19 protein-coding genes, 2 tRNA genes and 1 other RNA gene are annotated in these 26,081 nt (G+C 72.4%); 12 read left to right on the top strand and 10 right to left on the bottom strand.

What is annotated here, in order from left to right:
- Window positions 1-1,573: 1,573 nt before the first annotated feature.
- From ACZ6X9_RS24860 to ffs, 5 genes are all read right to left on the bottom strand, one after another.
- Window positions 1,574-2,230 (bottom strand): DUF5063 domain-containing protein, encoded by a 657-nt coding sequence (locus ACZ6X9_RS24860; RefSeq protein ID WP_469780206.1) that lies wholly within the window; start codon window positions 2,228-2,230, stop codon window positions 1,574-1,576.
- Window positions 2,223-2,822, bottom strand: a complete 600-nt coding sequence (gene recR / locus ACZ6X9_RS24855; RefSeq protein WP_469780205.1) for a recombination mediator RecR — start codon at window positions 2,820-2,822, stop codon at window positions 2,223-2,225. The genes ACZ6X9_RS24860 and recR overlap by 8 nt, the downstream gene beginning before the upstream one ends.
- A gap of 345 nt (window positions 2,823-3,167) precedes the next feature.
- Entirely contained in the window at window positions 3,168-3,506 is a 339-nt protein-coding gene (locus ACZ6X9_RS24850; RefSeq protein ID WP_469780204.1) for a YbaB/EbfC family nucleoid-associated protein, read from the bottom strand.
- Window positions 3,507-3,932: 426 nt separating this feature from the next.
- A complete protein-coding gene (locus tag ACZ6X9_RS24845) occupies window positions 3,933-6,407 on the bottom strand; it encodes a DNA polymerase III subunit gamma and tau (RefSeq protein WP_469780203.1) in 2,475 nt (824 codons plus the stop codon).
- Between the two features lie 119 nt (window positions 6,408-6,526).
- Window positions 6,527-6,621, bottom strand: an RNA gene (gene ffs, locus ACZ6X9_RS24840) — signal recognition particle sRNA small type.
- Between the two features lie 133 nt (window positions 6,622-6,754).
- On the opposite strand from ffs, the gene ACZ6X9_RS24835 reads away from it, so the two are divergent.
- Window positions 6,755-6,842 (top strand) — tRNA-Ser (locus ACZ6X9_RS24835).
- A gap of 419 nt (window positions 6,843-7,261) precedes the next feature.
- Window positions 7,262-8,230, top strand: coding sequence for a PP2C family protein-serine/threonine phosphatase (locus ACZ6X9_RS24830; protein WP_469780363.1), 969 nt, complete (start codon window positions 7,262-7,264; stop codon window positions 8,228-8,230).
- Window positions 8,231-8,650: 420 nt separating this feature from the next.
- Here ACZ6X9_RS24830 and ACZ6X9_RS24825 read toward each other — a convergent pair whose 3' ends face one another.
- The 3 genes from ACZ6X9_RS24825 to ACZ6X9_RS24815 form a co-directional block, all read right to left on the bottom strand.
- Entirely contained in the window at window positions 8,651-10,687 is a 2,037-nt protein-coding gene (locus ACZ6X9_RS24825) for a M6 family metalloprotease domain-containing protein (RefSeq protein ID WP_469780202.1), read from the bottom strand.
- 357 nt (window positions 10,688-11,044) lie between these two features.
- Window positions 11,045-11,893 (bottom strand): MerR family transcriptional regulator, encoded by an 849-nt coding sequence (locus tag ACZ6X9_RS24820; protein WP_469780201.1) that lies wholly within the window; start codon window positions 11,891-11,893, stop codon window positions 11,045-11,047.
- Between the two features lie 192 nt (window positions 11,894-12,085).
- A complete protein-coding gene (locus ACZ6X9_RS24815; RefSeq protein WP_469780200.1) occupies window positions 12,086-13,522 on the bottom strand; it encodes a serine hydrolase domain-containing protein in 1,437 nt (478 codons plus the stop codon).
- Between the two features lie 162 nt (window positions 13,523-13,684).
- Between ACZ6X9_RS24815 and ACZ6X9_RS24810 the strand changes: the two genes are divergently transcribed.
- From ACZ6X9_RS24810 to ACZ6X9_RS24800, 3 genes are all read left to right on the top strand, one after another.
- Entirely contained in the window at window positions 13,685-14,509 is an 825-nt protein-coding gene (locus tag ACZ6X9_RS24810; RefSeq protein ID WP_469780199.1) for a TetR/AcrR family transcriptional regulator C-terminal domain-containing protein, read from the top strand.
- A gap of 1,525 nt (window positions 14,510-16,034) precedes the next feature.
- On the top strand, window positions 16,035-16,157 hold the full coding sequence (locus tag ACZ6X9_RS24805; RefSeq protein ID WP_469780198.1) for a hypothetical protein: 123 nt from the start codon (window positions 16,035-16,037) through the stop codon (window positions 16,155-16,157).
- A gap of 422 nt (window positions 16,158-16,579) precedes the next feature.
- Window positions 16,580-18,943 (top strand): HelD family protein, encoded by a 2,364-nt coding sequence (locus ACZ6X9_RS24800; RefSeq protein ID WP_469780362.1) that lies wholly within the window; start codon window positions 16,580-16,582, stop codon window positions 18,941-18,943.
- Between the two features lie 283 nt (window positions 18,944-19,226).
- Here the strand turns inward: ACZ6X9_RS24800 and ACZ6X9_RS24795 are convergent, their stop codons facing one another.
- Window positions 19,227-20,102 (bottom strand): alpha/beta fold hydrolase, encoded by an 876-nt coding sequence (locus tag ACZ6X9_RS24795; RefSeq protein WP_469780197.1) that lies wholly within the window; start codon window positions 20,100-20,102, stop codon window positions 19,227-19,229.
- 241 nt (window positions 20,103-20,343) lie between these two features.
- Between ACZ6X9_RS24795 and ACZ6X9_RS24790 the strand changes: the two genes are divergently transcribed.
- The 4 genes from ACZ6X9_RS24790 to ACZ6X9_RS24775 all read left to right on the top strand — a co-directional run bounded on the left by ACZ6X9_RS24790 (window position 20,344) and on the right by ACZ6X9_RS24775 (window position 23,106).
- On the top strand, window positions 20,344-21,096 hold the full coding sequence (locus ACZ6X9_RS24790; RefSeq protein ID WP_469780196.1) for an SDR family NAD(P)-dependent oxidoreductase: 753 nt from the start codon (window positions 20,344-20,346) through the stop codon (window positions 21,094-21,096).
- Between the two features lie 126 nt (window positions 21,097-21,222).
- Window positions 21,223-21,867: an HhH-GPD-type base excision DNA repair protein gene (locus tag ACZ6X9_RS24785; protein WP_469780195.1), complete on the top strand. Its 645-nt coding sequence runs from the start codon at window positions 21,223-21,225 to the stop codon at window positions 21,865-21,867.
- Window positions 21,868-21,960: 93 nt separating this feature from the next.
- Window positions 21,961-22,257: a type II toxin-antitoxin system VapB family antitoxin gene (locus ACZ6X9_RS24780; protein WP_003986294.1), complete on the top strand. Its 297-nt coding sequence runs from the start codon at window positions 21,961-21,963 to the stop codon at window positions 22,255-22,257.
- A 174-nt stretch (window positions 22,258-22,431) separates the two neighbouring features.
- Window positions 22,432-23,106: a LytR C-terminal domain-containing protein gene (locus tag ACZ6X9_RS24775; protein ID WP_469780194.1), complete on the top strand. Its 675-nt coding sequence runs from the start codon at window positions 22,432-22,434 to the stop codon at window positions 23,104-23,106.
- Window positions 23,107-23,233: 127 nt separating this feature from the next.
- Here ACZ6X9_RS24775 and upp read toward each other — a convergent pair whose 3' ends face one another.
- Window positions 23,234-23,869, bottom strand: a complete 636-nt coding sequence (upp, locus tag ACZ6X9_RS24770; protein WP_469780193.1) for a uracil phosphoribosyltransferase — start codon at window positions 23,867-23,869, stop codon at window positions 23,234-23,236.
- Window positions 23,870-24,766: 897 nt separating this feature from the next.
- Here upp and ACZ6X9_RS24765 point away from each other — a divergent pair.
- The 3 genes from ACZ6X9_RS24765 (at window position 24,767) to ACZ6X9_RS24755 (ending at window position 25,993) form a co-directional block, all read left to right on the top strand.
- Window positions 24,767-25,297 (top strand): tRNA adenosine deaminase-associated protein, encoded by a 531-nt coding sequence (locus tag ACZ6X9_RS24765; protein ID WP_469780192.1) that lies wholly within the window; start codon window positions 24,767-24,769, stop codon window positions 25,295-25,297.
- A gap of 46 nt (window positions 25,298-25,343) precedes the next feature.
- Window positions 25,344-25,838, top strand: a complete 495-nt coding sequence (gene tadA / locus ACZ6X9_RS24760; protein WP_469780191.1) for a tRNA adenosine(34) deaminase TadA — start codon at window positions 25,344-25,346, stop codon at window positions 25,836-25,838.
- Window positions 25,839-25,906: 68 nt separating this feature from the next.
- Window positions 25,907-25,993 (top strand) — tRNA-Ser (locus ACZ6X9_RS24755).
- The last annotated feature ends 88 nt before the right edge of the window (window positions 25,994-26,081 follow it).

Genomic DNA, 26,081 nt, shown 5'->3' with positions numbered 1-26,081 from the left:
CCCCTCCAGGGCCGGAGTCCCCTACGGCCCCGGAGTCCCCTACGGGTTCCGCACCCGAAACGGAGTCCGCACCCGTTACGCATTCCGCACCCGGTACGGGAGCCCCGCCCGAAACGGGCAGCGCGGCCCCTACAGCATCAGCAACCCCTACGAGATCAGCGTCCCCTACAGAATCACCACCCCCTACGGGAGCCTCACCCCACGCAAGTGCCGTTCCCCGTACGGACTCTCGGAGCGCGTACGGGTCGCGTACGGCCTCCCACGCGCCCCCGTCGGGCAACAAGCCCTCTGCCACACGCTCCCACCACTCGGGCGACCGCGGGGTTCGAGAGAAGAAGGTGCAGGTGACCCAGCGCGAGCCGTGTTCACCGATCACCTGCATCCGCTTGCTGATCAGGTGCCCGGCGGCGACAAGGTTCCTCAGCGCCGTACGACACGCGGCCTGGCCGTAGTTCGGCAGCCACTTGGCCAGGGTTTTCGCGTCCATCGCCGCGCCCTCGGGGAGGCGGTCGACGAACGCCGCGATCGACGCCTCGCGGGCCGGCAGGTGCGTGAAGTCGGCGGGCGCGGGCGGGAGCTGGTCCGGTGCCTGACGTTTCCCGAACCCCTGGTTGGCCATGGGGTATGCGGGGGCGGGTACCACGGCACTAGCATGGGCCGTAACCACAGATCGAATCTCCTCGATCTCGTTGGCCAGACCCCGGACCCGGTGTTGGCGCACCGACCGGGGTCGTTTCTTGTCCCGAACGCTAGAGGGTACTCACCCACCGCCGCAAGCCGATCACCACGCGTCACCTTCCCTGTGGTATACGCGCGTTGCCGCGCGGACGCGCCCGCAGGAGGGGCGGGTGGGCGGGAAAACAACATCCCACCGCCCATTCATCAAAAAGAGAGCTCGGGTCTCGGAGCTCGGAACTCCGAAGCTTGAGCTCCAGGCGGCAGTCGGACAAATCGGGGCCCGTCGCCGAGCGCAATTCCCGCGCTTCAAGCCTGCCTTGAACTTCGAGCTCCGAGCCCCGGCTCCCCTCCGTCCGGCAACGGCCAGACACAGCGGACCCATCCGTCGAGTTGGGCGGCGAAGTCCGCGGCCGAGGTGAACTTCGGGGTGGGAAGACTTCCGTAATCCCCCTCTTCCAGGCTCGCGCAGAAATAGATGTCCGCCGAGGCGCCGCGGAACAGGACGACCTGGAGTTCGGTGCCACCCGGACCCGTAAGGGGGCGAGACCCACGGAGTCGGGGTCGTGGACTGCCGAGCGGTCGGTGAGAAGCGGCCGCGGCCGGCATACGGCCTCGTCACGCCACGTCAGGGCCTGCGCCGCGAGCCCCAGGGCGTTCCAGTAGGGGATCCGTTCGGTCACACGGCGGCGGCCTGGTCGAGATCGACCATCCGGTCCATGGGGCGCATCGTCCCAGGTGAAGGTGGTCCTGCTCCACGGATTTCACGGGGGTGCCGGAACCCGTTCCGTGCGTCGGATGACCGGGTGACCGAGCGGGTTCCGGGGCGTCGGATCGTACCGCCGCCCCTCACCCGGTCCGGCCGGACCGTCCGTCCGACCGCCCGTTCGTCCGTCCGTCAGAGCGAGCGCAGCCGCGCCGTCCCGCCGATCTCCGCGGCCATTACGCGGCCCGCCTCCTCCTCCAGTTGCTCCTCGGTGCCGACGGCGTCCGTGTCGAGGCCGTCGAGCTCGACGAGGGGCTGGTCGAGACGGACGTGGGCGACGAGGGACTGGAGGGCACGGAGGCAGGCGGAAGCCGTGGGGCCCCAGTTGGAGAGGTACGAGAACTGCCACCACCACAGGGCCTCGCTGACGCGGCCGTTCCGGTAGTGGGCCATGCCGTGCCGCAGGTCGGTGATGATGTCGGCGAGGTCGTCGGAGATCCGACAGGCGACGGGAGCGCTGCGCGGGACGTACGGGTCGAAGACCTCGGAGTAGACGTCGACCGGGTCGAGGAGCGTGGCGAACCGTTCGCGGAGCTCGTCGACGTCGGGCTCCGGGCCCACGTCGGGCTCGTAGCGCTCGTCGGGCAGGAAGTCCTCGTGCGCGCCGAGCCGGCCACCGGTGAGGATGAGCTGGGAAATCTCCAGCAGCAGGAACGGGACGGCACTGTCCGGTTCGTCGCCGCGCGACACCTCGGTGACGGCGACGATGAAGCTTTCGATCGAGTCGGCGACGGAGACGACGAAGTCGTCCGGTTCGCGCTTGGCGTCGTGGAGCGTTGCGTCAGACATCGAGAAGTCGTCTCCCTTCGAAGGCACGCCCGAGCGTGACCTCGTCGGCATATTCCAAGTCTCCGCCCACAGGCAGCCCGCTGGCGAGCCGGGTGACTTTGAGTCCCATCGGCTTCACCATGCGCGCCAGGTAAGTGGCCGTGGCCTCGCCCTCCAGGTTGGGGTCGGTGGCGAGGATCAGCTCGGTGACGGCACCGTCCGCGAGCCGGGCCAGCAGCTCGCGGATGCGCAGATCGTCGGGGCCCACACCCTCGATGGGGCTGATGGCCCCGCCGAGGACGTGGTAACGGCCGCGGAACTCACGCGTCCGCTCGATGGCGACGACGTCCTTGGGCTCCTCGACGACGCAGATGACGGCCGGGTCGCGGCGCGGGTCCTGACAGACCCGGCACCGCTCCTCCTGCGCCACGTTGCCGCAGACCGCACAGAACCGGACCCTGGCCTTGACCTCGGTCAGGGCCTGGGCGAGCCGACGGACGTCGGTCGGCTCGGCCTGGAGGATGTGGAAGGCAATCCGCTGCGCGCTCTTCGGACCGATGCCGGGCAGCCTGCCCAGCTCGTCGATGAGGTCCTGGACCACGCCTTCGTACACGGATCGAGTTCTCCTTCTCGGGTGGGGCTCGGGGGTCGAGCCCCGAGGCCTCGGGTCGTGGCCTCAGGCCTTCGGCTTCGGCCGTGAGCCCCGGTCTTGAAACTCCGGGATTCGGGTCTCGGCCTGCAGGGCCGGGGCCCCAGGGCTGGGGCTTCAGGGATCGGCCTTCAAGGATTGGGCCTCAGTACTTGAAGGCCTGCCCCGGTGTTCTCGAGTTTCCCCGATCGGGGCCCCTCCAGCGCGGGCCCCGGCGGGCCGAGGCCGGTTCGGTCCGATCCGGACCGGTTTCCGTCCTCGTCGAGTCACATCAGGGCCGGGCTACGGCCCGACCCGGTCGCGACCGAGTCAGAACGGCAGGCCGGGGATACCGCCGCCGAGCCCCTGGGTCAGCGGACCGAGCTTCTGCTGCTGGAGCTGCTGGGCAGCGTTGTTGGCGTCGCGAACGGCGGCGAGGATGAGGTCCGCGAGAGTCTCGGTGTCCTCGGGATCGACGGCCTTCGGGTCGATGACCAGGGCCTGGAGCTCCCCGGCACCGCTGACGGTGACCTTCACGAGGCCGCCGCCGGCCGAACCCTCGACCGGGGTCTCCGCCAGCTCCTGCTGAGCTGCGGCGAGGTCCTGCTGCATCTTCTGAGCCTGCTGAAGCAGCTGCTGCATGTTGGGCTGGCCACCACCGGGGATCACGGCTTCGCTCCTGTGCTCTCGCGACTACGGGTACGACACGGTACGACGGCGCGCCGTGCGGCACGGCTGGGCGTCGCGCGGTCCGACGCGGGGTCGGTAGCCCGAGCCTACGTGTTCACCGAGCGCGGCGCGCCATGCGAGGGGAAGAAGTCCGGGGCGGCCGGGTGGGCGAAGCGCGTGGGGGCGGGGCCGCCGAGGGGCCGGGGCAGCCAGGAGGGCTGGGGCCGCCAGGGAGACCGTAGAGCCCGTATCTGCTCAGCCGGCCCGGACGCCGACGGGGCTCCCCGCAAGTCCGGCCGGTGCACTCCGGCCTCCACGGCTATCGGCCCGCCCCGTCGCCTCCCGCTGACCCGTCCTCGGGACTGCTCCCCTCCCCCGCCACTCGTCGAGCCACTCGTCGAGCCGCTCGTTGGCGATCTCCTCGATCTACTCGTTGGCGATCTCCTCGATGACGGTCGCACCGAGCTCGCGAATGATCAGGTCATGGCCGGTGAGAGCGGTCTCGTCGAGATCGGGGTCGTCCTCGGCGGGCATGTCGTCCTCGAGGGCGACGGACGGCGGCTCAGGCGCGCGGTAAGGCTGCGCCGGGGCCGCCGAAGCGGCCTGGCGCGGTGCGGCCGGGCCGGAGGAGGCCTGCGGAGGCTGCGGAGGCTGCGAGGACTGTGGGGCGGGCGCGGAGGCCGGGGCGGCGGCCTGCGGGCGGGGAGCGGCCGGGGCGGAGGCGGTCGGGGCGAAACCACCGCCTCCGCCGCCGAAGCCACCCCCACCACCGCCGTACGCGCCACCACCGGCGTTGAAGCCGCCGCCACCGCCGCCGAAGCCCCCGCCACCGGAGCCGGCGGCCGGGCCGGTGCCACCGCCCCCGGCCCCGCTCGCGTCCACGACGAGCTCGACCTTCCACTGCACGCCGAAGGCATCGTTGAGCGCCTGACGGAGGACGTCCTCACTGCCGCTGTTGGCGAAGCTGTCCCGCGCTCCGACGTTGGAGAAGCCCACCTGGAGCGTGGCTCCGTCGAAGCCGCTTACATGGGCGTTCTGGCTGAGGAGGATCCACGTGAAACGTCGGCGGTTCTTGACCGCGTCGAGGATCTGCGGCCACATCTGACGAGCCTGGTCCACGCTGCCGCCGTGCCCCTGGGACGGCTGTGCCTGGGACGGCTGTGCCTGGGACGGCTGTGCCTGGGGCGCCTGGGGCTGAGCCGCCGAGGCGTACCCGGAAGCCTGGCTCGGCTGGGACGGGCGGGAGGGCTGGGGTGGCTGAGGCGCCTCCCCAGGGGTCGAAGCCGCGGTCGGCCAGCCACCGGGCCGCGCGGCGGAGGGCTGCCCGGCCCCCTGCGCCGGCGCGGCGGCGGACGGCCAGGCGCCGGGCTGGGCCGCGGGCTGGGTGGCGGGAGCCGCAGCAGCACCGGGCACGGGACCGGCACCCTGACCCGGTGTCGTGGCCGTCGGCCACGCACCGGGACGGGACGCGGCGGCGTCGGGCTCCGCGGGCACGGCGGGAGCCGGCGCCGGAGCGGCCGGAGGAACTGCGGGAGGAGCCGCCTGAACGGGAGCCGGAGCGGGCGCCGCGGCAGGCTGCGCGCCACCGCCGGGAGCAGCCCCCGCGACGGCCGCGCGGGCGGCGGCGGGCCCGGAAAGCCCCATGGCGGACGGGTCGTGGGCGTGCGGCCCGGGCTCGTAACCGGCGGAAGGGCCGCCCTGCGGCGCTCCCATGAAACCGCCGGCGGCAGGGCCGGCGCTCAGCCCCATCCGCTCCAGCTTGTCGAGCCGGGCGCGGACGGACCGCTCGTCGTCGTACGCGCCGGGGAGCAGGACGCGCGCGCAGATCAGCTCCAACTGGAGCCGGGGGGACGTGGCGCCGCGCATCTCCGTCAGGCCCTGGTTGACGAGGTCGGCGGCGCGGCTGAGCTCTCCGGCGCCGAAGACGGACGCCTGTGCCTGCATGCGTTCGACGACGTCGGCGGGCGCGTCGATGAGCCCCTTCCCGGCGGCGTCCGGAACGGCGGCGAGGATGACGAGGTCGCGCAGCCGCTCCAGGAGGTCGGCCACGAAGCGGCGGGGGTCGTTGCCGCCCTCGATGACCCGGTCCACGACCTCGAACGCGGCCCCGCCGTCCCCGGCCGCGAACGCGTCGACGACGGCGTCGAGCAGCGAACCGTCGGTGTACCCGAGAAGGGACGTCGCCATGGCATACGTCACACCGTCCTCGGCGGCACCGGCGAGCAACTGGTCCATCACGGACATCGAGTCACGCACGGACCCCGCTCCGGCCCGGACGACGAGCGGCAGCACGCCCTCCTCGACCGGAATCTTCTCCTGCTCACAAACCTGCCCCAGGTACTCACGGAGCGTGCCGGGCGGGACCAGGCGGAACGGGTAGTGGTGCGTACGCGACCGGATCGTCCCGATGACCTTCTCGGGCTCGGTGGTCGCGAAGATGAACTTGAGGTGCTCCGGCGGCTCCTCGACCACCTTCAGCAGGGCGTTGAAGCCCGCCGAGGTGACCATGTGCGCCTCGTCGATGATGTAGATCTTGTAGCGGCTGGAGGCCGGCCCGAAGAACGCCTTTTCCCGCAGCTCACGGGCGTCGTCCACACCACCGTGGGACGCGGCGTCGATCTCGATCACGTCGATCGAACCCCGCCCGTTCCGCGCCAGGTCCTGGCAGGACTGACACTGGCCGCAGGGAGTGGGCGTCGGGCCCTCCTCGCAGTTCAGACAGCGCGCGAGGATGCGCGCGCTGGTCGTCTTGCCACAGCCGCGCGGCCCGCTGAACAGGTACGCGTGATTGACCCGGTTGTTCCGCAGCGCCTGCTGCAACGGGGTGGTGACATGCTCTTGCCCGATGACCTGGGCGAAGGACTCGGGGCGGTAGCGGCGGTAGAGCGCGAGGGACGACACACCTACGACGATATCGGGCCCCACTGACAAGTGGCCTCGCTCACAGTTTCCGCCCCCGGCCACCCTCACCGTGGGCCCCACCCGCGCCCCGATGACCGCCCCCACGGCCCCCTGAAAACACAAGGGCCCCCCACGCACCCGCCAGAGCCCACTTACCCTTGCTGCCTTCCGGCCCTGGGGGAGTTGGGTGAGATAGCGCCACGTGAGGGGCTTGCCTCCCACCCTAGCGCACTCCACCGCCACCCCGGTCCCCCTCCCCCACCCGGGACCCCGCCCCGACCCCCAGCCCCACCCCGCCCCCGGATCGGGTTCGCGAGCACTGCTCCACGTCTTGTATTGTTTGCGGCGGAGGATTCGCCTAGAGGCCTAGGGCGCACGCTTGGAAAGCGTGTTGGGGGCAACCCCTCACGAGTTCGAATCTCGTATCCTCCGCCAGTGCCTCACCGGGCACGATGTCGAAGGGCCCCACCGTTCGCGGTGGGGCCCTTCGACGTTTTTCGGCTTCCGTTGTCCTCGTTTTTGTCCACACTTCATGGCCTCGCTTCCGTCGTTGATCGCCAGAAGGAGTACGGACTGACGCACCGACCGGTCGATCCCAGAGGTCGCCGACGGTCGGTCGCCGACGGTCGGCCCGGTAGGGAGCCCCGGGCCGCACGAAAACCGGGCCCACCAGGCGCGACCGGCCGGATCCGCCCGGAAAGCCATGTCCGGGTTGCCTGGCTATGCTATGGAATGTGATCAAGCCTCGACGGCTGTGGTTCCGGCGGCCGGCCGGGCGGGAGCTGTTTACCCTGCTGTCGCCGGTGCTGCTGACCGTGGTGATCGCGAGCCTGGCGTACAACACGCCGCGGAGCATGGCGTTCAGCCGCCTCCTGCCCGCGGCGCCCGCGCTCGCCGCGGCGATGTGGCCGGTGCTGCCCACGGTGCTGCTGGGGACGATCTGTCTGTTTCTGATGATCGGGCTGGGGATCGTGTTCCCGGACCTGGGGACGGGGTACACCGCGGCGGGGATCGTGGCGGTGACCGTGGCGGCGGCGTACGGGAGTCATGCGCGGTTGCAGCGGGAGCGGACGTTGTTCCAGGTGCGGCTGGTGGCGGACGCGGCGCAGCAGGTGGTGCTGAGTCCGATGCCGCGGCGCTGCGGGAGCCTGGAGATCGAGTCGCTGTACCTCGCCGCGGCGGCCGAGGCGCGGATCGGGGGCGACTTCTACGAGGTGGCGGACACCCGGTTCGGGGTGCGGTTGCTGATCGGGGACGTGCGGGGCAAGGGGCTGCCCGCGGTGGGGTCGGCTGCGGCGATGGTGAACTCGTTCCGCGAGGCCGCGTACGACGTGCCCGACCTGGGCGACCTCGCGCGCCGGCTGGAATCCAGCAGCACCCGGTACAGCGCCGCGTTTCCCCCCGACGACCTCATGGAGCGGTTCACCACCGCCCTGCTCGTCGAGATCCCGCACGAGGGCGGCCGGATCGGCGTCCTGAACTGCGGGCATCCCCCGCCGCTGCTGCTGGGTGACAGGGGGCTCCGGGTACTGGAGTCGTCCGCTCCGTCGCCGCTGCTCAACCTCGCCGGGCTGATCGGGGACACGTACCGCGTCGACGTCTTCGACGTCTCCCCCGGTGACCTGCTGCTGCTCTACACCGACGGGGTCACCGAGGCCCGTGATCACGACGGAACGTTCTTCCCGCTCCAGGAGTGGATGCGGCGGCAGACCCCCGCGCGGCCCCGGGCGCTGCTCGACGCCCTCCACCGCGACCTCCTCCGGTACAGCCGGGGAGCACTGGACGACGACATCGCCGCGCTGGCGGTGCGGCTCGGTTCCTGAGGGGCTTCCTGACGGCTTCGTTCTGGCGGCTTCGTTGCTGATCGGCTTCTTGGCGGTCTCGACGGTGCGCCCCCGGTTGTCGGCCCCCGCCCTGATCGAGCTTCGCCACCGCCCCGAGACGACGCATACCGCTGCCGCCAACCCGGCGATTCCCGAGTAGCCGGTGATGCACCGGCTACTCGACGGGCCCCCGGCGGTAAGTGACAACCGGTAAGGACAGCCGGTACGGGACAGGGATGAGCCCCGCCGGTAAGGGGAGGGGCGAGCCCCGTAGGGGAGCCGATACCCGTAGGGGAAGGGTGAGCCCCGAGGGGAGCGGTGTCCGTAGAGGGAGGTCCGAGGGCAGGCAGGGTCAGGACCCCGGCCAGGGTGGGAGCGGCGCCCGATCGGCCGCCCCCACCCCTCCTCCCCCGAAGAGGCCTACCGGCCGGTCTTGCGGAGTGAGCAGGTCGCCGTGGCCGTCCGGTTCGGGTCGCTCTCGGAGCGGGCCGTGAGGGTGATCTTGCCGTTCCGCTCGGCGCCCGCCGTGGCCGCGACGGCGACGTCGACGGGGACGGACGCTCCGGCCTTGGCCGTCGCCAGCCGGTTGGGCAGCCAGGCGGACCAGCCGCGGCCGGAGGCTCCGGCCGTCAGCCGGTACACGTCGGCTGAGCGGTACCCGTCGTCGGCCTCCGCGGGACGGCCCGTGTTGGCGAGGTCGAACGTGCACCGGGCCCGGCCGTCGACCGGCCGGCCCTGTGCCGTCCCGCGGCTCAGGGCCGCGCCACGCGCTTGCGGGCCGGTCCCGTCGAGAGACCTGACGCCGACGTCGTAGGAGAGGACGCCGGAGGCGTCGCGGCGGATGTCGAGGACGTAGAAGTGCAGGCGGTTGGCCCGGTCCACGTACTCGTAGGAGCTGCCGGAGTCGGCCCCAGCGTGGAAGAGGGCGTCGCTGAGCTGCCGGTAGTCCCCCATGGTGATCTTCTGGAGAGTGCCGTCGGGGCGCTTGAAGTCGACCATGCCGATGTCCTCGGGGTGGGCGTCGATCACCCAGGCGAAGGGGGCGCGGTCGGCGTTCTTGGTCTTGCTGATCAGTACGCCGTGGTCGGGGGTGAAGGAGTCCATGCCCATGCGGTCGACGACCTCGACGGTGTAATTGTCGTAGCCGCCGCCGTCGCAGAGCGGGTCCTTGGTCCGGTCGCAGGCCGGGGAGAGGTCGCGGCTCATGCCGACGTTGACGCCGGAGAGGCCTTTCTCGCCGGGTGGTGCGGACCGGGCGGTGACGCGGGCGACGACGAGCCCTTGGTTCTTGAGGTCGTCGCGGTCGAGGCGGAGGACGTTCTTGTCGTCCACGATGCCCAGCTTCATCTTGTCCCGCAGGACATGCTGGGCGCCCATGGAGCCGCCGGCGGTCGCGGGGACCCGCCACCGCGTGTGGGGGCCACCGGGCCCGTTGAAGGAGCCGCGCGAGAGCATCCCCCAGATGCCCGTGTAACTGCGGCTCAGGGGCGTCCCGTAGGGGTTGTTGTAGTTGTCCCCGATGCCCAGGATGTGGCTGAGCTCATGGGCGAACGTCGCCATGCCGGAGCTCTCGGCCTGCGTGGACGACCCGTCCGCCGCGTTCGGCCAGATCCGTGCGGCGGCCTGCCAGGATGTCCAGGGCACGTAGCGGGTCTTCGCCGCGTTGCCGCCGGACGCGAGCGGGGACGGCGGACCCCAGGCGGCCGGCACGTCCGCCGCCGACCGGAACTTCATCTGCCCGAACTCCTGCCAGGCGGAGGACTCGTCCACGCCCGCCGTCAGGTAGAAGACGAAGTCGAACTTCCCCGCCTGCCCCGCGCCCACGTCGGCGACCCAGGCGCGCTTCCCGTCGGCCCTGATGTCCTTCCCGCAGGTGTCGCCACGGGGGCAGGCCCCGGGGTTCATGTCGGGCTCGATCCCGTACTGGTACGACTTCCACGGCAGCCGGTACACCCCGAACGCCGTCAGGTCGACCCCGAAGCGGCCCCCGGAGTCCTCCATCCAGTATTCGTTGATCGTGTGCCCGTGGTTGAGGGTGCCGGGCTTGTTGAGGAAGTCACGGTAGAAGGCGGGCACCCGGTCGCGGGGGATGCCGGAGGCGGGCGGCTGCGGATTGCCGAACCGGCCGGCACCGGCCGGCTTGCTGACCGAGAACTCCTCGTCCGGGTAGTCGAGGAGGACCAGCGCGCCCTTGAACTTCCGCTGGGTGGGCTGGAGATCGGGGTCGGCCCAGCGTGTGCCCGGCACCGACCGGTACTCCGCCCAGGTCATGTCGTCGGGATTGCGCCAGTTCTGCGGGTCGATCGGACGGACCAGGGACTGCCGTCCCCGCGGGCCCGCGTCGGGCGTGGCGAGCGCGGGGCTCACGGCGACGGCGGTGGCCGTCAGCCCGAGGAGCGCGGCGGCGACGCGTAGACGACCCGGCCGTAACGGCCGTATCGGTCGTACCGACCGCATCAGCCGTATTCGACCGGGCCCGGTCCGTCGGGGCCGGCCGGAGCCTGAGCCGGCGGAGCGTCTGTGACGGTGGAGGAACAAGACTCACCTCTTGTCTGAAGTCGTCCCCTGACGTCAGGAGTTGACCGCCGGAGACGCGGCAAGCTGTTCGATGGGGGTGCCCACCGGGGCCAAGGTAAGGGCGAGGGGGGCGTGGCGCCAGGGTGACGCGGGCTCCGGCTTCGCCGCACGGGGAAACGGCGAAAACGCGGGACTGGGGGCATCCCCCTACGGGGCGCCCATGCACTACGGGCACTCATGCCCCTAAGGGCCGCCCACGCCTCGCGAGGCATCCACGCCTCGCGAGGCCCCCACGTCTTACGTGGCACCCATGGAAACGCGTACGTACTCGTGCAGCGCGTCCCGGACGAAGGCTGCGCCCTCCACCGACCCGTAGGTGGTGGCGAAGCCCGGGTCCGTGACGTACAGGTCCCCCAGTCCGCGCACCATCTCGGCGGACCGCTCGTGGTCACCGTCGGCCAGCGGGGTGCCGGGGATCGCGCCGAGCCAGGCGACGTGCCGGGCGGCCAGTTCCTGCGCGCGGGCCGAGAGCGGGGACGCGCCCTCGCGCCAAGCGGTGGCCCATGCCTCGATCAGCTCGTCGGTGTCCCGCTTCCAGGCGAGCTTCTGCCGCGTGGTCTTGCCGTGCCACCAGTCGTTGCTCACCCGGAAGGCTCGCTCGCCCCACCGGGCGACCACCTCGTCCTCGTAACGATCGTTGAACCCCTCCAGCATCACGTCCATCGTCGGGTCCTGCCCCGAGCGGCGGGCGTCGAGCGTGCGCCGGACGGCACTGATCCGCCGGTCCAGCCGGTCGCGTTCGGTCTCCAGCAACCGGATGTGGCGTTGCAGCGCCGCCACCTCGTCGGTCTCCCGGTCCAGTACCTCCGCGACGACCGGGAGACTCAGCCCGAGGTCCCGCAGCAGCAGGACGCGCTGCAGCCTGGCCACCGCGTCGGCGTCGTAGTACCGGTAGCCGTTGGCTCCGACGCGGGAAGGCGGGAGGAGGCCGATCTCGTCGTAATGGCGAAGCGTGCGGCTGGTGATGCCTGCGCTGCGCGCGACCTGCTGGATGGTCCACTCCGCGTGGCCCTCCACTTCCGCCCCCGTCACCCGCGTCACCCCCGTCACCCGCGTCACCCGCGTCACCTCCGTCGCCCGCGTCATCCGCGCTTCCTCCGCCGTGCCCCCGCGCGGCCGCCCACGCCCGTCCCATCCGACGCCGGACGTGCTGATTATTCAGCCCGTCCGGCGTCGGCGGGCAGCCACGCGGAGCGCGGCCGCCAGGTCGCGCTTCCCCCGCCTCACGCCGCTTTCGGCGCCGCCCGCGTCTCACGCACTTTCGGCGCCGCCCGCGCTTCACGCCACCTTCGGCGCCGCCCGCATCCCGATGTAGCAGCAGCCGGTGCCGTCGGCCAGTGTCGAGAAGACCACCGGCATCCAGTCCTCGCTGAAGGCCGCGCCGACCCCCGACCCGGCGAACACCGTCTCCGTCACCGGCCGCAGGGCGATCTCCAGCGGTTCGGAGAAGTCCTTCATGCCGTCGACGAATTCATACCGCAGGTGCCCGGCCCCGTCGCGTTCGGTGACGGTGATGACGACGCCCTCGCGCCGGTACGTGCCGACGAGCGGCGCGAGGTCGACGGCGGGCGGGGTCGCGGCCGGGGCGAAGGAGTCGGGCATCCGCACGCCGGCCAGCTCGTGGAGGAGCTCACGGAAGAGGGCCGCGTAGACCCGGCGCGCGCCGCCGCCGTTGGTCGTCATGGCGACGGCCACACCCGCGTCCGGGACCACCCGCAGGTACGCGTACTGGCCGATGGAGGCGCCGTCGTGGCCGAAGCCGGGGGTCCCGGACCAGTCGTACAGCGACCAGCCCAGACCCCAGCCGTCGGCACTGACCGTCCACTTGTCGGGGACGTCGACCTCGCGCCGGCGCATCATCGCGGTGGTCTCGGGGGTGAGGATCCGGGTTCCGTCAGGGGCGACACCGCCCGCCAGGTGCGCTCCGGCGAACCGGACGACGTCGCCGGCGCTGGCCAGGACCCTCCCGTAGGGGCCGGCCGACCGCGGCATGAGGTCCCAGGCGGGGGCCGGTTCCGGCAGCCGCCCCGGCTCGCCCAGGTGACTCATGGCCGTCCGGAAGGCGAGAGCCTCCTCGGGCAGGGTCATGGTGTGGGTCAGCCCGAGCGGGGTGAGGAGGCGCTGCTTCAGGGCCTCGTCCCACGTCAGCCCGGTCAGCACCTCGACGATGCGCCCGAGGACGTTGTAACCGACGCTGCTGTACGACGAGCCGGTGCCGGGCGGGCAGTCCAGGGCCACCCCCGCGGCGGCGGTGACGTACCGGGCGAGGCAGTCGTCACCGCGTCCCGTGTCCAGGGTGAAGTCACAGGTGAGGCCGCTGGTGTGGCTGAGCAGCATGCGGGGCGTGATGGCGGCGGTGGCCCCGGGGTCGGCGACCGAGAACTCCGGCAGTACCGCGGTGACCGGCGCGTCCAGGTCCAGTGCCCCCGCCTCCGCCATCTGCATCACCAGCGTCGCCGTGTACACCTTGGCGATCGACCCGAGCTGGAAGACGGAGTCGGGCGTGACCGTCACCCCGGTCCCCCGGTGCAGCACTCCGGTGGCCAGTTCGTGGACCTCGCCGTCCGCGAGCACCGCGAGCGCGGCCCCCGGCACGTGGTGCGCCGCGCAGAGTTCGTCGAGCCGGCGCTGCCAGCGGGCGGCGTCGAAGGCGGTGCCCGCCGGCCGCGCCGCGTCCCGGTCGTGAGCGGCGGTGGTGTTGTGGTCCTTCGACATGGCTCCCCCTGAGACGAGTGATCGCTGCGGCGGCGGGCCCTTCGACCCACCGACACCGCACACTGTACGGAGCTCCGCACACTGTTCGCAAGACCGTACGGTGTACGCCGTCGGGCTATCCTGAGCCGCGCAGGCATGGGAGAGCGGAAGCGAGGCGCACCCGTGAACACCGAGGAGAGGGACGACCGGATGGCGACCGACCGGCAGGAACACACCCCGGCGACGGCACCGGCCCGGCCGGCCGCCGCGGACCGGCCGATCCCCTCCGTCTGGACACGGCCGCGCCGCCCCCGCCGCGAGCAGCCCGCCCTCAGCCGGGAGCAGATCGTCTCCACCGCCCTCGACCTGCTGGACACGGACGGCCTCGAGGCGCTGAGCATGCGGAAGCTCGGCGCCCGGCTGAACGCCGGGGCCACCTCGATGTACACGCACGTGTCGACCAAGGACGAGCTGATCGAACTGGTCGTGGACGAGGTGTACGGCGAGATCGGCGTGCCCGCCGCGGACGACCCGGCCGGCTGGCGCGAGGCCGCCGGCCGCTGCGCGCACGACCTGCGGGCGACGATCCTCCGGCACCCCTGGCTGGCCCCCGTCCTGGGCGGTCTCGGGGTCACCCAGCTCGGCCCCAACGCCATGCGGCTCTCCGAGGGACTCCTGGCCCTGTTCGAGGCGGCGGGCCTCCCGGCGGACGAGGCCGACCTCGCCGTGTCCACGCTGAGCGCCTACGTCATCGGCATGAGCATCAGCGAGGCGGCATGGTTGTCGACGGTCGCCCGGAGCGGCCGGAGCGAACGCGAGTGGGTCGAGGGCCTCTGGTCCACCGCCGAGGAGGCGACCGGAGAGTACCCCCAACTGCACGCCCAGTACGCATCGTTGCGCGACCGCGATCCGCGTCGGACACGCGACGAGAAGTTCGCGTACGGCCTGCGGCGCGTACTCGACGGCCTGGCGACACGCGTCCCGGACGGACCGCACACCGGCGCGTGACCCCCCGTCCTCCACGCCCTCCCCGCCCCCCGCCCTCCGGCCCGAGGTCAAGGAAAGGGCGGGGAAAAACGCGGCGGGACGGAAGGAGCAGGCGGAAGCGGACACAAGGAACAGGCGGAAGGAACAGGCAGGCGGAACAGGCAGGCGGAGCGGAATCACGGCGGCGGCCGAAAGCTCGTGGATCACGCCACGGAAAACCCCGCGTCGTGCCCGGCAAAGTCATGCCGAGCACGACGATCCCGAGGCTGACCGCCAGGACCCACCGCCACGAGAAGGTGATCGATCCGGCCGCCGTACGGTCGGCCACCGACCATTCACACTGATTCCCTTCCGATGGCCACCCGCTTCCGAGCGGGCCGCCACCCGCTGCCGAGCGGACTACGGAGCGGTGGGCGTGCTTCTTCCCACCCGCCGGCGCGCACACGTACCGCACGTCCGGACCGCCTGCACGGCAAGGAGGTTCGCCGCAGGAGCCCGCCGGCCGGCCCGGTTGGGCGGTTGACCGACCCCGGCCGGACGGAAGCACGGGAAGCCAAACCTCCCTCGGACAAATCCCGGGTTTTTTCCACCCATCGGTGGAATGCCGCCCCGAACTCACCCGTAGCGCCGCGTCATTGGCCAGGCTGTACGGGTGCGGGGATGGCTGAGAGCGGGAAGGCTGACGGCGCTGGCGGCGTTCGCCGTCTTCGGGCTGGCGGGAGAGGCTGCCGCCGACGACCTGGAGGCGGACGCGACGGCCGGCAACAGTTCGCTGCACGCGGTCGTGCACCACGTGCCGAGGCTGCTGCCACCGCATCCGCCGTCGCACGTCCATGTGCGTGCGCTGGGTGGGGCGGTGCGCGCCACCGTGGACGACGACGGGGTCCGCTGCCTGGCGGTCGGGGCGGGCGTGCTCCGGGTGACCGCCCACGTGCGGCTGGGCTGCCAAGCCCAGCGCCCACCGGCGGCCGCCCCACCCGCGGCTCCGGCTCCCGCACCACCGGCACCGCCACCGGCCGCCCCTCCGGCCGCTCCCCCTGCGCCGCCACCGCCGGCCGCCCCACCGGCACCGGCGCCTCCCGCGGCACCACCCGCACCGGCACCCCCGGCCAACGCCCCTGCCCCCGCGGTACCAGCTCCGGCACCGCCCGCGGCGCCCGCTCCCGCCGTACCGGCTCCCGCCGCACCGGCTCCCGCGCCACCGCCGGCCGCCCCGGCAGCGCCGGCCGCTCCCGCACCACCCGCAGCCGCCGCCCCGGCCGCTCCACCAGCCGCCGCCCCACCGGCCGCCGCCGCTCCGGCTCCGGCCGCGCCCGCCCGGCCGGTGACCCCGGCCACCGTCAACCCGGCCGCCCCACCGCCCCCGGCGGCCGCAGCCGCAGCGCCGGCCCAGCGGCCCGCGCCTGCTCCTCCGTCCCCACCATCACCAGCGTCCCCGCCGGCGCCCCCCGCCTCGCGGCCTCCGGCGGAAAACCGCCCCCCGGCGCCGGTTCCGCCGGTCCACACCCCCATCCCGCCGCACCACCTCTACCGGAACGCGATGGCGATGGGGAGCAAGCCCCTCACACCTCACACCTCCGTGGTCACCCTCACCTTGATGCTCACCACTCCGGCGGTGCTGACCGCCGCCCTGCTGCGCCCCCGCTCCGGCAGCCGGCGCAACCGCTGACGTGGTGGTGACGGGCGTTCCCCACCCCGGGCCGTCACCACCCACCGGACGACACAGCGGAAAAGCCCGTTTCCTGACGCGTCCCGCGCCCCCGGCACACAGGCCCCGCCCGTCACACCGAATCCGGTCGGCGCACAAGCACCGGCGACGCAGAACGCTCCCCGATCCTGCCCAAGCCGTCGCCGACCGCCACCGCCACCATCCGCATCCGCATCCGCATCCGCATCCGCATCCGCATCCGCCAAAAGCCGATCAAACAGGCGGACCCGGAAACAACAAATGCCCCGGCCTATTGACAGCCGGGGCATTTTCTCGCGTATATTGATTGTTTCTGTGCCGCGCCAAAAGCAAGGCATAGAGAAGCTTTGTAAGGCCATGATATCGGGGCGGGAGTCACAGTGTCAAACGCGTCGGCCCAGGAATTGCGCAACGAACAGGAATTCATCGACAACCTTCACACACGCCTCGCGGAACTCCGCGACGAGGCGGAAGCCGGGATGAACGCCGCCCTCGCCTCGGGCGGCGGCACGTTCCAGGCCCGGCTGGAGCGCGATGTGCTGGTGGCCGAGCGGTCGGGGCTGCTGGCCGCGTTCAACGCCGGGGAGAACGGGCTCTGCTTCGGCCGGCTGGCGTTCCGCGACGGCCGCGACCACCACATCGGCCGGATCGGCATCCGCCGGGACGACGCCGACCGGACGCCCCTCGTCATCGACTGGCGCGCCGACGTCGCCCGGCCGTTCTACCTGGCCACGGGGCACACCCCCATGGGCCTGCGCCGCAGGCGTCACATCAGCACCGAGGGGCGCCGGGTCACGGCCCTCCACGACGAGATCCTCGACCTCACCGACCCCGAGCGCACCGGCTTGGAGGGCAGCGACGCCGACGCCGTCCTCCTCGCCGCCCTGGACGCCGCCCGCACCGGACGGATGCACGACATCGTGCAGACCATCCAGGCGGAGCAGGACCGCATCATCCGGGCCCCGCACCACGGCGTCATGGTGGTGGAGGGCGGCCCCGGCACGGGAAAGACGGTCGTGGCGCTGCACCGCGCCGCGTACCTGCTCTACGCCCACCGCGAGCAACTGGCCCGCCGCGCCGTGCTGATCGTCGGCCCCAACCCGGCGTTCCTCGGCTACATCGGCGAGGTGCTGCCGTCCCTCGGCGAGACGGGGGTGCTGCTCGCGACGCCCGGTGAGCTGTTCCCCGGTGTGACCGCCACCGGCACCGACAGCCCGCGAGCCGCCGAGGTCAAGGGCGCGGCGACGATGGCGGACGCCCTGGCCGCGTACGTACGGGACCGGCAGACGCTGCCAGACCCGGAACTGGTGATCCCACACGACGACGGCGACCTGGTGCTGGACGAGGCCATCGTGCGGGCGGCCCGCGACCGGGCACGCGCCACGCGGCTGCCGCACAACCTCGCGCGCCCCACCTTCGCGTTCGCCGTGATCGACGCCCTCACCGCCCAACTCGTGGACCGTATCGGGGCCGACCCCTACGGGGGCCCGAACCTCCTCGGGCCGGACGACGCCGCCCAGCTCGGCAAAGCCGTCGCGGCCGCCCCCGCAGTGCACTCCGCCATCGACCGGTTCTGGCCGGCGCTCACCCCGCAGCGGCTGGTGAACGACTTCCTCGCCGACCCCTGCCACCTGCCCGCGGCGGACGCCGAGGCCATCCGCCGGAGCACCGGGCCCTGGACGCCGGCCGACGTCCCCCTGCTGGACGAGGCCGCCGAGCTGCTCGGCGAGGACGACTCGGCCGCCCGCGCCGCGGCCGAGGCCGCCCGGCAGGAACGAATCGCCTACGCGCAGGGCGTGCTCGACATGTCGTACGGCTCCCGGACGCAGGAGTTCGAGGACCTGGACGACGAGGACTCCGAAGTCCTGGCCGCGCACGACGTCGTGGACGCCGAGCGGCTCGCGGAACGCCAGGAGGAGGCCGACCACCGCAGCGCCGCCGAACGCGCGGCGGCCGACCGCACCTGGGCCTTCGGCCACATCATCGTGGACGAGGCGCAGGAGCTGTCCCCGATGGCCTGGCGGCTGCTGATGCGCCGCTGCCCCACCCGGTCCATGACCCTCGTCGGAGACCCGGCCCAGACCGCCGAACCGGGTGGCTGCGGGACGTGGGAGGCGGCCCTCGCGCCGTACGTCGGTGACCGGTGGGAGCACGTCCGGCTGGGCGTCAACTACCGTACGCCCGCCGAGATCATGGAGGTGGCGGCGGAGGTGGTCCGGGCGTCCGGTGCCCCGGCGTTCCGGCCGCCGTGTTCGGTCCGTTCCACGGGCGTCCGGCCCTGGGCCCTCCGGACGGACGACGTGCCCGGTGCGGTCGCCGCTGCCGTGGCCCAGGCCGTCGCCGGCCAGGAAGCCGTCCAGGACACCGTCCAGGGCACCCGCCAGAACTCAGTCCACGACACCCGCCAGGGCTCCGTTCAGGGCGCCGGGCAGGACACCGCCCAAGGGGGCGGCCGGGAAAACGGCCAGGAGGACGGCCGGACCGCCGTCATCGCGCCGCGCGCCCTGCACCCCGCCCTGCTCGCCGCCCTTCCGGACGCCTCCGCCGGGTCCGCCCCGGACCTGACCCGGCCGGTGGTGCTGCTCGACCCCCGGCAGGCCAAGGGCCTGGAGTTCGACACGGTGATCCTCGCGGAACCGGACGGCCTCGGGACCAGCGACCTGTACGTGGCCTTGACACGGGCCACCCAGCGGCTCGGAGTCGTGTACTCGGGGGCGCTCCCGGCCGGATTGGAGACCCTGACAGGGGCGCCCGCGCCCGCTCGGTAAGCCCGCACGCGCCCCTTACGGCACGCCCTGACAGGTCCGGCACGGAGGTCCTTCGGACAGCACCGACCGGGGGGAAGGGGCGTGCCGTCCTCTCCCCTCCAAGGAGGACGGCACGCCGCCGGGCCACGGTTGAACCGGCGCGGAGCGTCCGGGTCACGCGGTCACCCGCCGGCGAATGAACCGCCGCGGGGCGGCCGCGTCACGCGATCACCCGACGGCGAACGGCCGTTCCGCGCGCGACGCGCACCGGGTCGAGCGAAGGACGACTTCGACCGGACGCGGCTCACTCCCCCGCAAGGAACGCCAGGATCCGCTTGTTGACCTCCTCCGGCGCCTCCACCATCGGGAAGTGGCCGACCCCTTGGAGCAGCGCGCCGTCCGACCCCTCGGGCAGAGCGGCGACGATGTCGGCCAGGATCTCCTCGTCGACGACCGGGTCCTCGCTCCCGTGCAGGTAGAGGGTCGGCTGCGACGGCAGCTCCGCGAGCAGACGGCCCATCTCCCAGCGGTCCGTCCCGAAGGCGTCCGCCGGGAAGTTCTGCCGGTAAAGGCCCAGCCCCATACGGAGGTTGGCCGGATCGCGCAGCGCGTCCTTGCCGGCCAGCCGGTCCTCGGCGGAGTCGAAGCCCGGGACGTCGCCGCTCCAGTGCTCCCACAGCCAGTCGAGATAGGCGAAGTCGTTCACGGGGACGAGCTGGTCGGCCACGCCCATCTGGAAGAAGTAGAAGTGGCTGTTCTTGTGGATCTGCTCGGGGACGGCGGCCCGGCGTTCGTAGAACCGCACCGGCGGAACGTCCGCCACGACCACTCTCGACCAGCGCTCCGGCGCGTGCGCGGCGGCGCCCCAGGTGGCGAAGCCACCCCAGTCGTGCCCGACGATCACCGCGTCGCCGGCGCCGCCGAGCGCCTCGTGCAGCGCGTTGGCGTCCGCGATCAAGTCCTTCATCAGCATGCTGCCGTCCGGCGGTACCTGGCTGGGCGCGAAGCCGCGCAGGTACGGCGCGACGGCCCGGTACCCGGCCTCGGCGAGCACCGGCATCAGGTGCCGGAACATCCCGGGTGTCTCCGGGAACCCGTGCAGGAGCAGGGCGAGCGGGCCCTCGCCCTGCTCGACGTAGGCGAGTTCGACGCCGTTCACGGTGATGCGCTTGGTTTCCACGTACTTCCCCCCACAGAGATCACTCACGAACACTCGCCTGGAATGAACGTTCTATCCAGGCAGGCGTCACACTAGCACCGCTGGAACGATCGTTCTAGCGACGTCGGTTTCGCGCCGCTTCCCCTCTCGGCGCAGTCGAGCGCGTCCCGCGCGCCGGCCCCGGCACGGACCGCGTCCGCAGGTGTGGGGCCCGCCCCCGCGTGGGTAACGAGTGGGTCGTCAGCCGACGTGAGGAGCCACTGTGCGAATCCGCGAGGCCGTCCCCTTGGTGACGGGTGCCAACCGCGGCATCGGGCGCGCCCTGGTGACCGAGTTCCTGTCCCGCGGCGCCGCCCGCGTGTACGCCACCGCGCGCGACCCCCGCACGCTGGAACCGCTGGTCGCGGGGGCTCCGGGCCGGATCGTCCCGCTCACCCTGGACATCACGGACCCGGCCACCGTCGCGGCCGCCGCCGAGACCGCGTCCGACGTGACGCTGCTGGTCAACAACGCGGGACGGCACGGCATGGGCCACCTGCTCGACATGGACCTGGCCGACGCCGAGGCGGTCATGCGGACGAACTGGCTGGGCACCCTCCACGTCCTGCGCGCCTTCGCACCCGTCGTGGAACGCAACGGCGGCGGCGCCATCGCCAACCTCATCAGCATCGGAGCCTTCGGCGGCACCCCCGCGATGGGCGCCTACCCCGCGTCCAAGGCCGCGCTCGCCCTGCTCACCCAGGCCGTCCGGGCGGACCTCGCCCCGCGCGGGATCACCGTGCACGCCGTCTTCCCCGGTCCCGTCGAGACGGACATGCTGCGGTACGCCGTCAGCCACCTGAACGGACTCGACGCCATCCCCGCCGCGTCCGCCGCCGAGGCGGCCGGGGCCATCGCCGAGGGCATCGAGGCAGGCGACGAGGAGATCTTCCCCGACCCCTTCGCCCGGCAGATCCGGGAGGGACTGCGGACGGATCCGAAGGGCGTGGAGCGGTTGCTCACCTCCATGGAATGAGTCCGGACGTCTGGGCGCTTGGATCCGTCCCCTGAGCGATCCGGCCATCCCCCGGAGCTGCGTGAGCCTCGAGAGCGACACAAGCCCCGCATGCGGAGCACCCGCCCCCGAGAGACCATCGATCCCATGGAGCACACCCTCCGGCTCGCCCAGCAGGAGGACGCCGACGCGCTGCTCTCCCGCAGCCCGCTCGCCGCCCTGATCGGGATGCTGCTCGACCAGCAGATCCCGATGGAATGGGCCTTCACCGGCCCGTACACCCTCGCCCGGCGTCTGGGTCGCGACGACCTCGACGCGCACGAGATCGCCGCGTACGACCCGGAGGCATTCGCCGGTCTCTGCGCCGCCAAGCCGGCCGTCCACCGCTATCCGGCCGCCATGGCCGAGCGGATCCAGCGGCTCTGCCGCCACCTCGTCGAGCGGTACGACGGCGACGCCGCCGCCGTCTGGCGGGACGTCCCCACCGGCCCCGAGCTGCTGCGCCGCCTCACCGACCTGCCCGGTTTCGGCCGACAGAAGGCACAGATCTTCCTGGCTCTGCTGGGGAAGCGGCTCGGGGTGCGCCCCGACGGCTGGCGGGAGGCCGCGGGCCCCTACGGCGAGGAGGGAAGCCGCCGGTCGGTGGCGGACATCACCGGCCCCGACTCGCTGCACGAGGTCCGTGCCTTCAAACAGGCGGCCAAGCAGAAGGCGAAACAGGAGAGGGAGCGGGAGAAGCAGAGGACGGAGGGGGAGGAGGGATGGGGAAGGGCAGCGGCGCCGAAGCGCTGAGCGAGCCGCGGTTCCCGGTATGCGGCTGATTGTCGCCTTCCCACTCCCGCGCCATGGCTGCGCTGGGCACCACCGGCCCGGTAGGCTTTCCGTGTGATCTTCAAGCGCATCGGAAACGGTCGGCCGTACCCCGACCACGGCCGGGAAAGCACCCGCCAGTGGGCGGACGTCGCCCCGCGCCCGGTACGCCTTGACCAACTGGTGACCACCAAGCAGCAGCTCGATCTGGAAACGCTGCTCGCGGAGGACTCGACCTTCTACGGCGACCTGTTCGCCCACGTCGTGAAGTGGCAGGGCGACCTCTACCTGGAGGACGGTCTGCACCGCGCCGTGCGCGCCGCGCTCCAGCAGCGCCAAGTGCTGCACGCCCGCGTGCTCGAGCTGGGCTGACGCTCCCGGCGCCGGTCCCGCTCCGGCCGGGTACCGCTCCGGCAGGGGTCTGTGGCCCCTCCGGCCCCTTCGCTTACGGCCGTTTCCGGCCGTCATTGGCCCTTTTGGGTTGGGGTCGGCGCAACCGTTGATCATCTAGTAGGCACCGGCTCCCGCCCGCACTACGCTGCGCCCATGAGCATGCTCACCCCTCCTGGCATGGGCGGCAAGTACCGCGTCACAGGCCGTCGGTTCCCGCATATGCGCCGGCCGAGGAATCCGCGGAGGGTCGTGCTCGCCGCGGTCGCCGCGGTGGCCGTCCTGGGGTTGGGCGGCTGGGGGACGCTCCAGCTCGTGGACGTCTTCTCGGGCGGCGGAAGCGGCTCACCGCAGGCGTCGCGGAAGAGCGCGGACTGCGGCCGGGACGGGCATGGCGACAAGACGGACGCCCGCGCCGCCGGTCACCCCGCGCCCCGAGAGGCACTGCCCCGGCCCGCCGACATCACCGTCAACGTCTACAACGCCACCCCGCGCAGCGGCCTGGCCAAGACGACGGCGGACGAGCTGAAGGCGCGTGGCTTCCGCATCGGCAAGGTGGGCAACGCCCCCGCGCCCTACGACAAGAACGTCGACGGCACGGCGCTGCTGCTGGGTTCGCCCGACGACGCCGAGGGGGCGATGCGTGTCCTGGAGGAGCAGGTCGGCGAGGCGGCGGTGAAGAGCGACGTCCGCAAGGGGAAGGACATCGATCTGATCATCGGCGCCGGGTTCAAGGAGCTCAGGCCCGCGCCGGACGCGAGCCGGGCACCGGCCGCGCCCCGGCCGGCCCCGTCGTCCCCCGCGCCCTCGAAGAGCGCGACGAAGTGCTGAGCGGAGACCGGGACGAGGCCGGAAGCGGCCGGAAGATCTCAGGGCAAGACCGGACGAGGCCGAGGCGAGCTCCGGAGGCGACCGGACGAGGCCGGGGCCGAGCCCCGGCGCCTGACGTGCCGACGGCTCAGCCGGCCGTCCCGTACATGCGGTCGCCCGCGTCGCCCAGGCCCGGCACGATGTAGCCGTCCTCGTTGAGCCGCTCGTCCACCGAAGCGGTGACGACCGTCACCGGGGTGCCGGCGAGCTCGCGCTCCATGATCTCGACGCCCTCGGGAGCCGCGAGCAGGCAGATGGCGGTGACGTCGTCCGCGCCGCGCTTGATCAGCTCACGGATCGCCGCGACCAGCGTGCCGCCGGTGGCCAGCATCGGGTCGAGCACGTACACCTGGCGGCCGGAGAGGTCGTCCGGCATGCGCGTCGCGTACGTCTCCGCCTTGAGGGTCTCCTCGTTGCGGATCATGCCCAGGAAGCCGACCTCGGCCGTGGGCAGCAGTCGGACCATGCCGTCGAGCATGCCCAGGCCGGCCCGGAGGATCGGCACCACCAGCGGGCGCGGGTGGGACAGCTTGACGCCGGTGGTCGCGGTGACCGGCGACTCGATGTCGACCTGTTCGGTCCGCACGTCCCGTGTCGCCTCGTAGGCGAGCAGGGTGACCAGCTCGTCGGCGAGCCGCCGGAACGTGGGGGAGTCGGTGCGCTTGTCGCGCAGCGTGGTGAGTTTGTGCGCCACCAGCGGGTGGTCGACGACGTGGATCCGCATGACATCGACATTATCCGAGCTTTCGGACACCGGCTCCCGGCCCCACGGTGGCATCACTCCACCACTAAGGGGGAAAGTGGGCACGTACGCCCGGCTCGCACACGCCGGGCGAGACCCTCGGCACGAGGTGGTGCTGTGCATGGCCGACCGTGACGAACGCGAATCCGGAGCCCGGAAAGCTCCGGAAAACCCGGCGGAACGAGCCGTTCCAGGGAAACGGCCCAGGGAGCGGCCCCGAGAGCGCCCCCGCGAGCGACCGGCCGAACGGGCCGGACAACCGACAGGACGGCAAACCGGACGACAAACAGGGCGGCAAACGGGACGTCCAAGCGGCGAACGCACCGGAGAACGCACGGGGGAACGCCCCGCGGAACCCCCGGCGGCCCCGGAGACCCCCCTGGACGACGACGCGGAGCGGCGGCGCCGCCGGGCGCAGTTCCTCCGTGAGCTGAACGAGGCCCGGGAGCTCCGCGACCGGGTGCAGCCGCGCCGCGCACGGGCGGCCAGAATGCGCCAGCAGATGCGTATGCGAACGTTCAGATGGTGATCGACGGCTCGCCACGCCGGACAGCCGGCACGGCGTGGTGACGGCCGTCACGGCGACGCTCGCATTCGTCCGGGACCCGGTTCCGGGCTTTCTCCGGGACGGCCCCCGGGACGCCTTCCGGGAAAACCCCGAAGGCGCTCCGGGGCGGGCCTCGAACGCACCCCGGATGGCGGTCCGGGGTGCGTTCGAGGGGCCGCGTCCCCCCGGAACGTCCCCCGAATCTCTCGGACTACTGCACGACGCAGCGCGGAAGACCTCTCGCAACGGCCGCATTTCTGCCACGATTCCGAGTGGGCGGGGTGCTGTCCCCGTCCGGCCCGGCACCGCCTATGACCAGTGGGAGAGTCACGGTGTACTTCGCCGCATTGCTCGCGCGCTCCGACGACGGGTGGGAAGCGAGCGACACAGACCTCGACAACGTGGAAACCCTGTCCGACCTCGTCGACCTGGCCCGTGACGCCTCGCTCGACGACGACACGGTCCTGGTGTTCATCGAGCAGGAGGACGCCTGGTTCGGCATCGTCCGGGTGGACGGCGAGGACGACCCGCGGATCTTCCTCTCGGACGCCCCGCCGGCCAAGCGGAGTTCCTACGGCTCCATGCTCATCGACGAACTCCTGGGCCGGGAGGAGGACGAAACCGACGACCTCGACGCCCTCGACCTCGACGGCACGGAAGACGGCGAGCCGGAGACCGTTGAGGACGAGCCCGACACCCCGGGCACCGCCGCCGGGACGGTGCCGAGCGGCCCGCTCGGCGACACCCGGCTGCTGGAGGACGTCGGCGTGGGCGAACGCCGGCTGCTGTCCCTCAACGGGGACGCCCTCAGCGAGATCGCCGACGCCCTCGGCTGCACCGACGTCCTGGAGGCCGTCCGCTGAGGGCCCGCGGGGGCGCCGGACGGCGGGGCTCGCCCACACTGGTCCCATGAACGACGCCGCCCCCGGCCGCCCGCCCGGTCCCGACCCCGTCCGCGATCCCTGGCTCCCCGCGATGCGGGCCGCCCTGGAGGAGGCGGCACGGGCCCCGGGCACGGGCGACGTCCCGGTCGGGGCCGTCGTCCTGGCCCCGGACGGCACGGTCATCGGCCGCGGCCGGAACGAACGCGAGGCCACCGGCGACCCCACCGGCCACGCGGAGGTACTCGCCGTCCGCGAGGCCGCCCGGGCCGTCGGCGAGTGGCGCCTGTCCGGCTGCACCCTGGTCGTCACCCTGGAACCGTGCACCATGTGCGCCGGCGCCATCGTCCTCTCCCGGCTCGACCGCGTCGTCTACGGCGCCGCCGACGAGAAGGCGGGCGCCGCCGGCTCCCTGTGGGACGTGGTCCGGGACCGGCGCCTCAACCACCGCCCCGAGGTCATCACCGGCGTCCTCGCCGACGAGTGCTCGGCCCTCCTCACCGACTTCTTCCGCACCCGCTGACCCCCTCCGCCCCCTCCTCCGAAGAACCGATTTCGGACCACGGCCACTCGTCCGCTAAGCTCTCTCTCGGTAGCGTGTCCGAGCGGCCTAAGGAGCACGCCTCGAAAGCGTGTGAGGGGGCAACTCCTCCGTGGGTTCAAATCCCACCGCTACCGCTCAAGAGAAACCGCCTCTGACCTGCGAAAACAGGTCAGGGGCGGTTTTTCGTCGCCCGGATTGTCAGCACGGCGTCAGCACAACCTC

This window comes from Streptomyces sp. NPDC052910 (assembly GCF_055585605.1).
The sequence above is the reverse complement of the archived record's forward strand: the minus strand, read 5'-3'. Positions and strand labels throughout refer to the sequence as shown.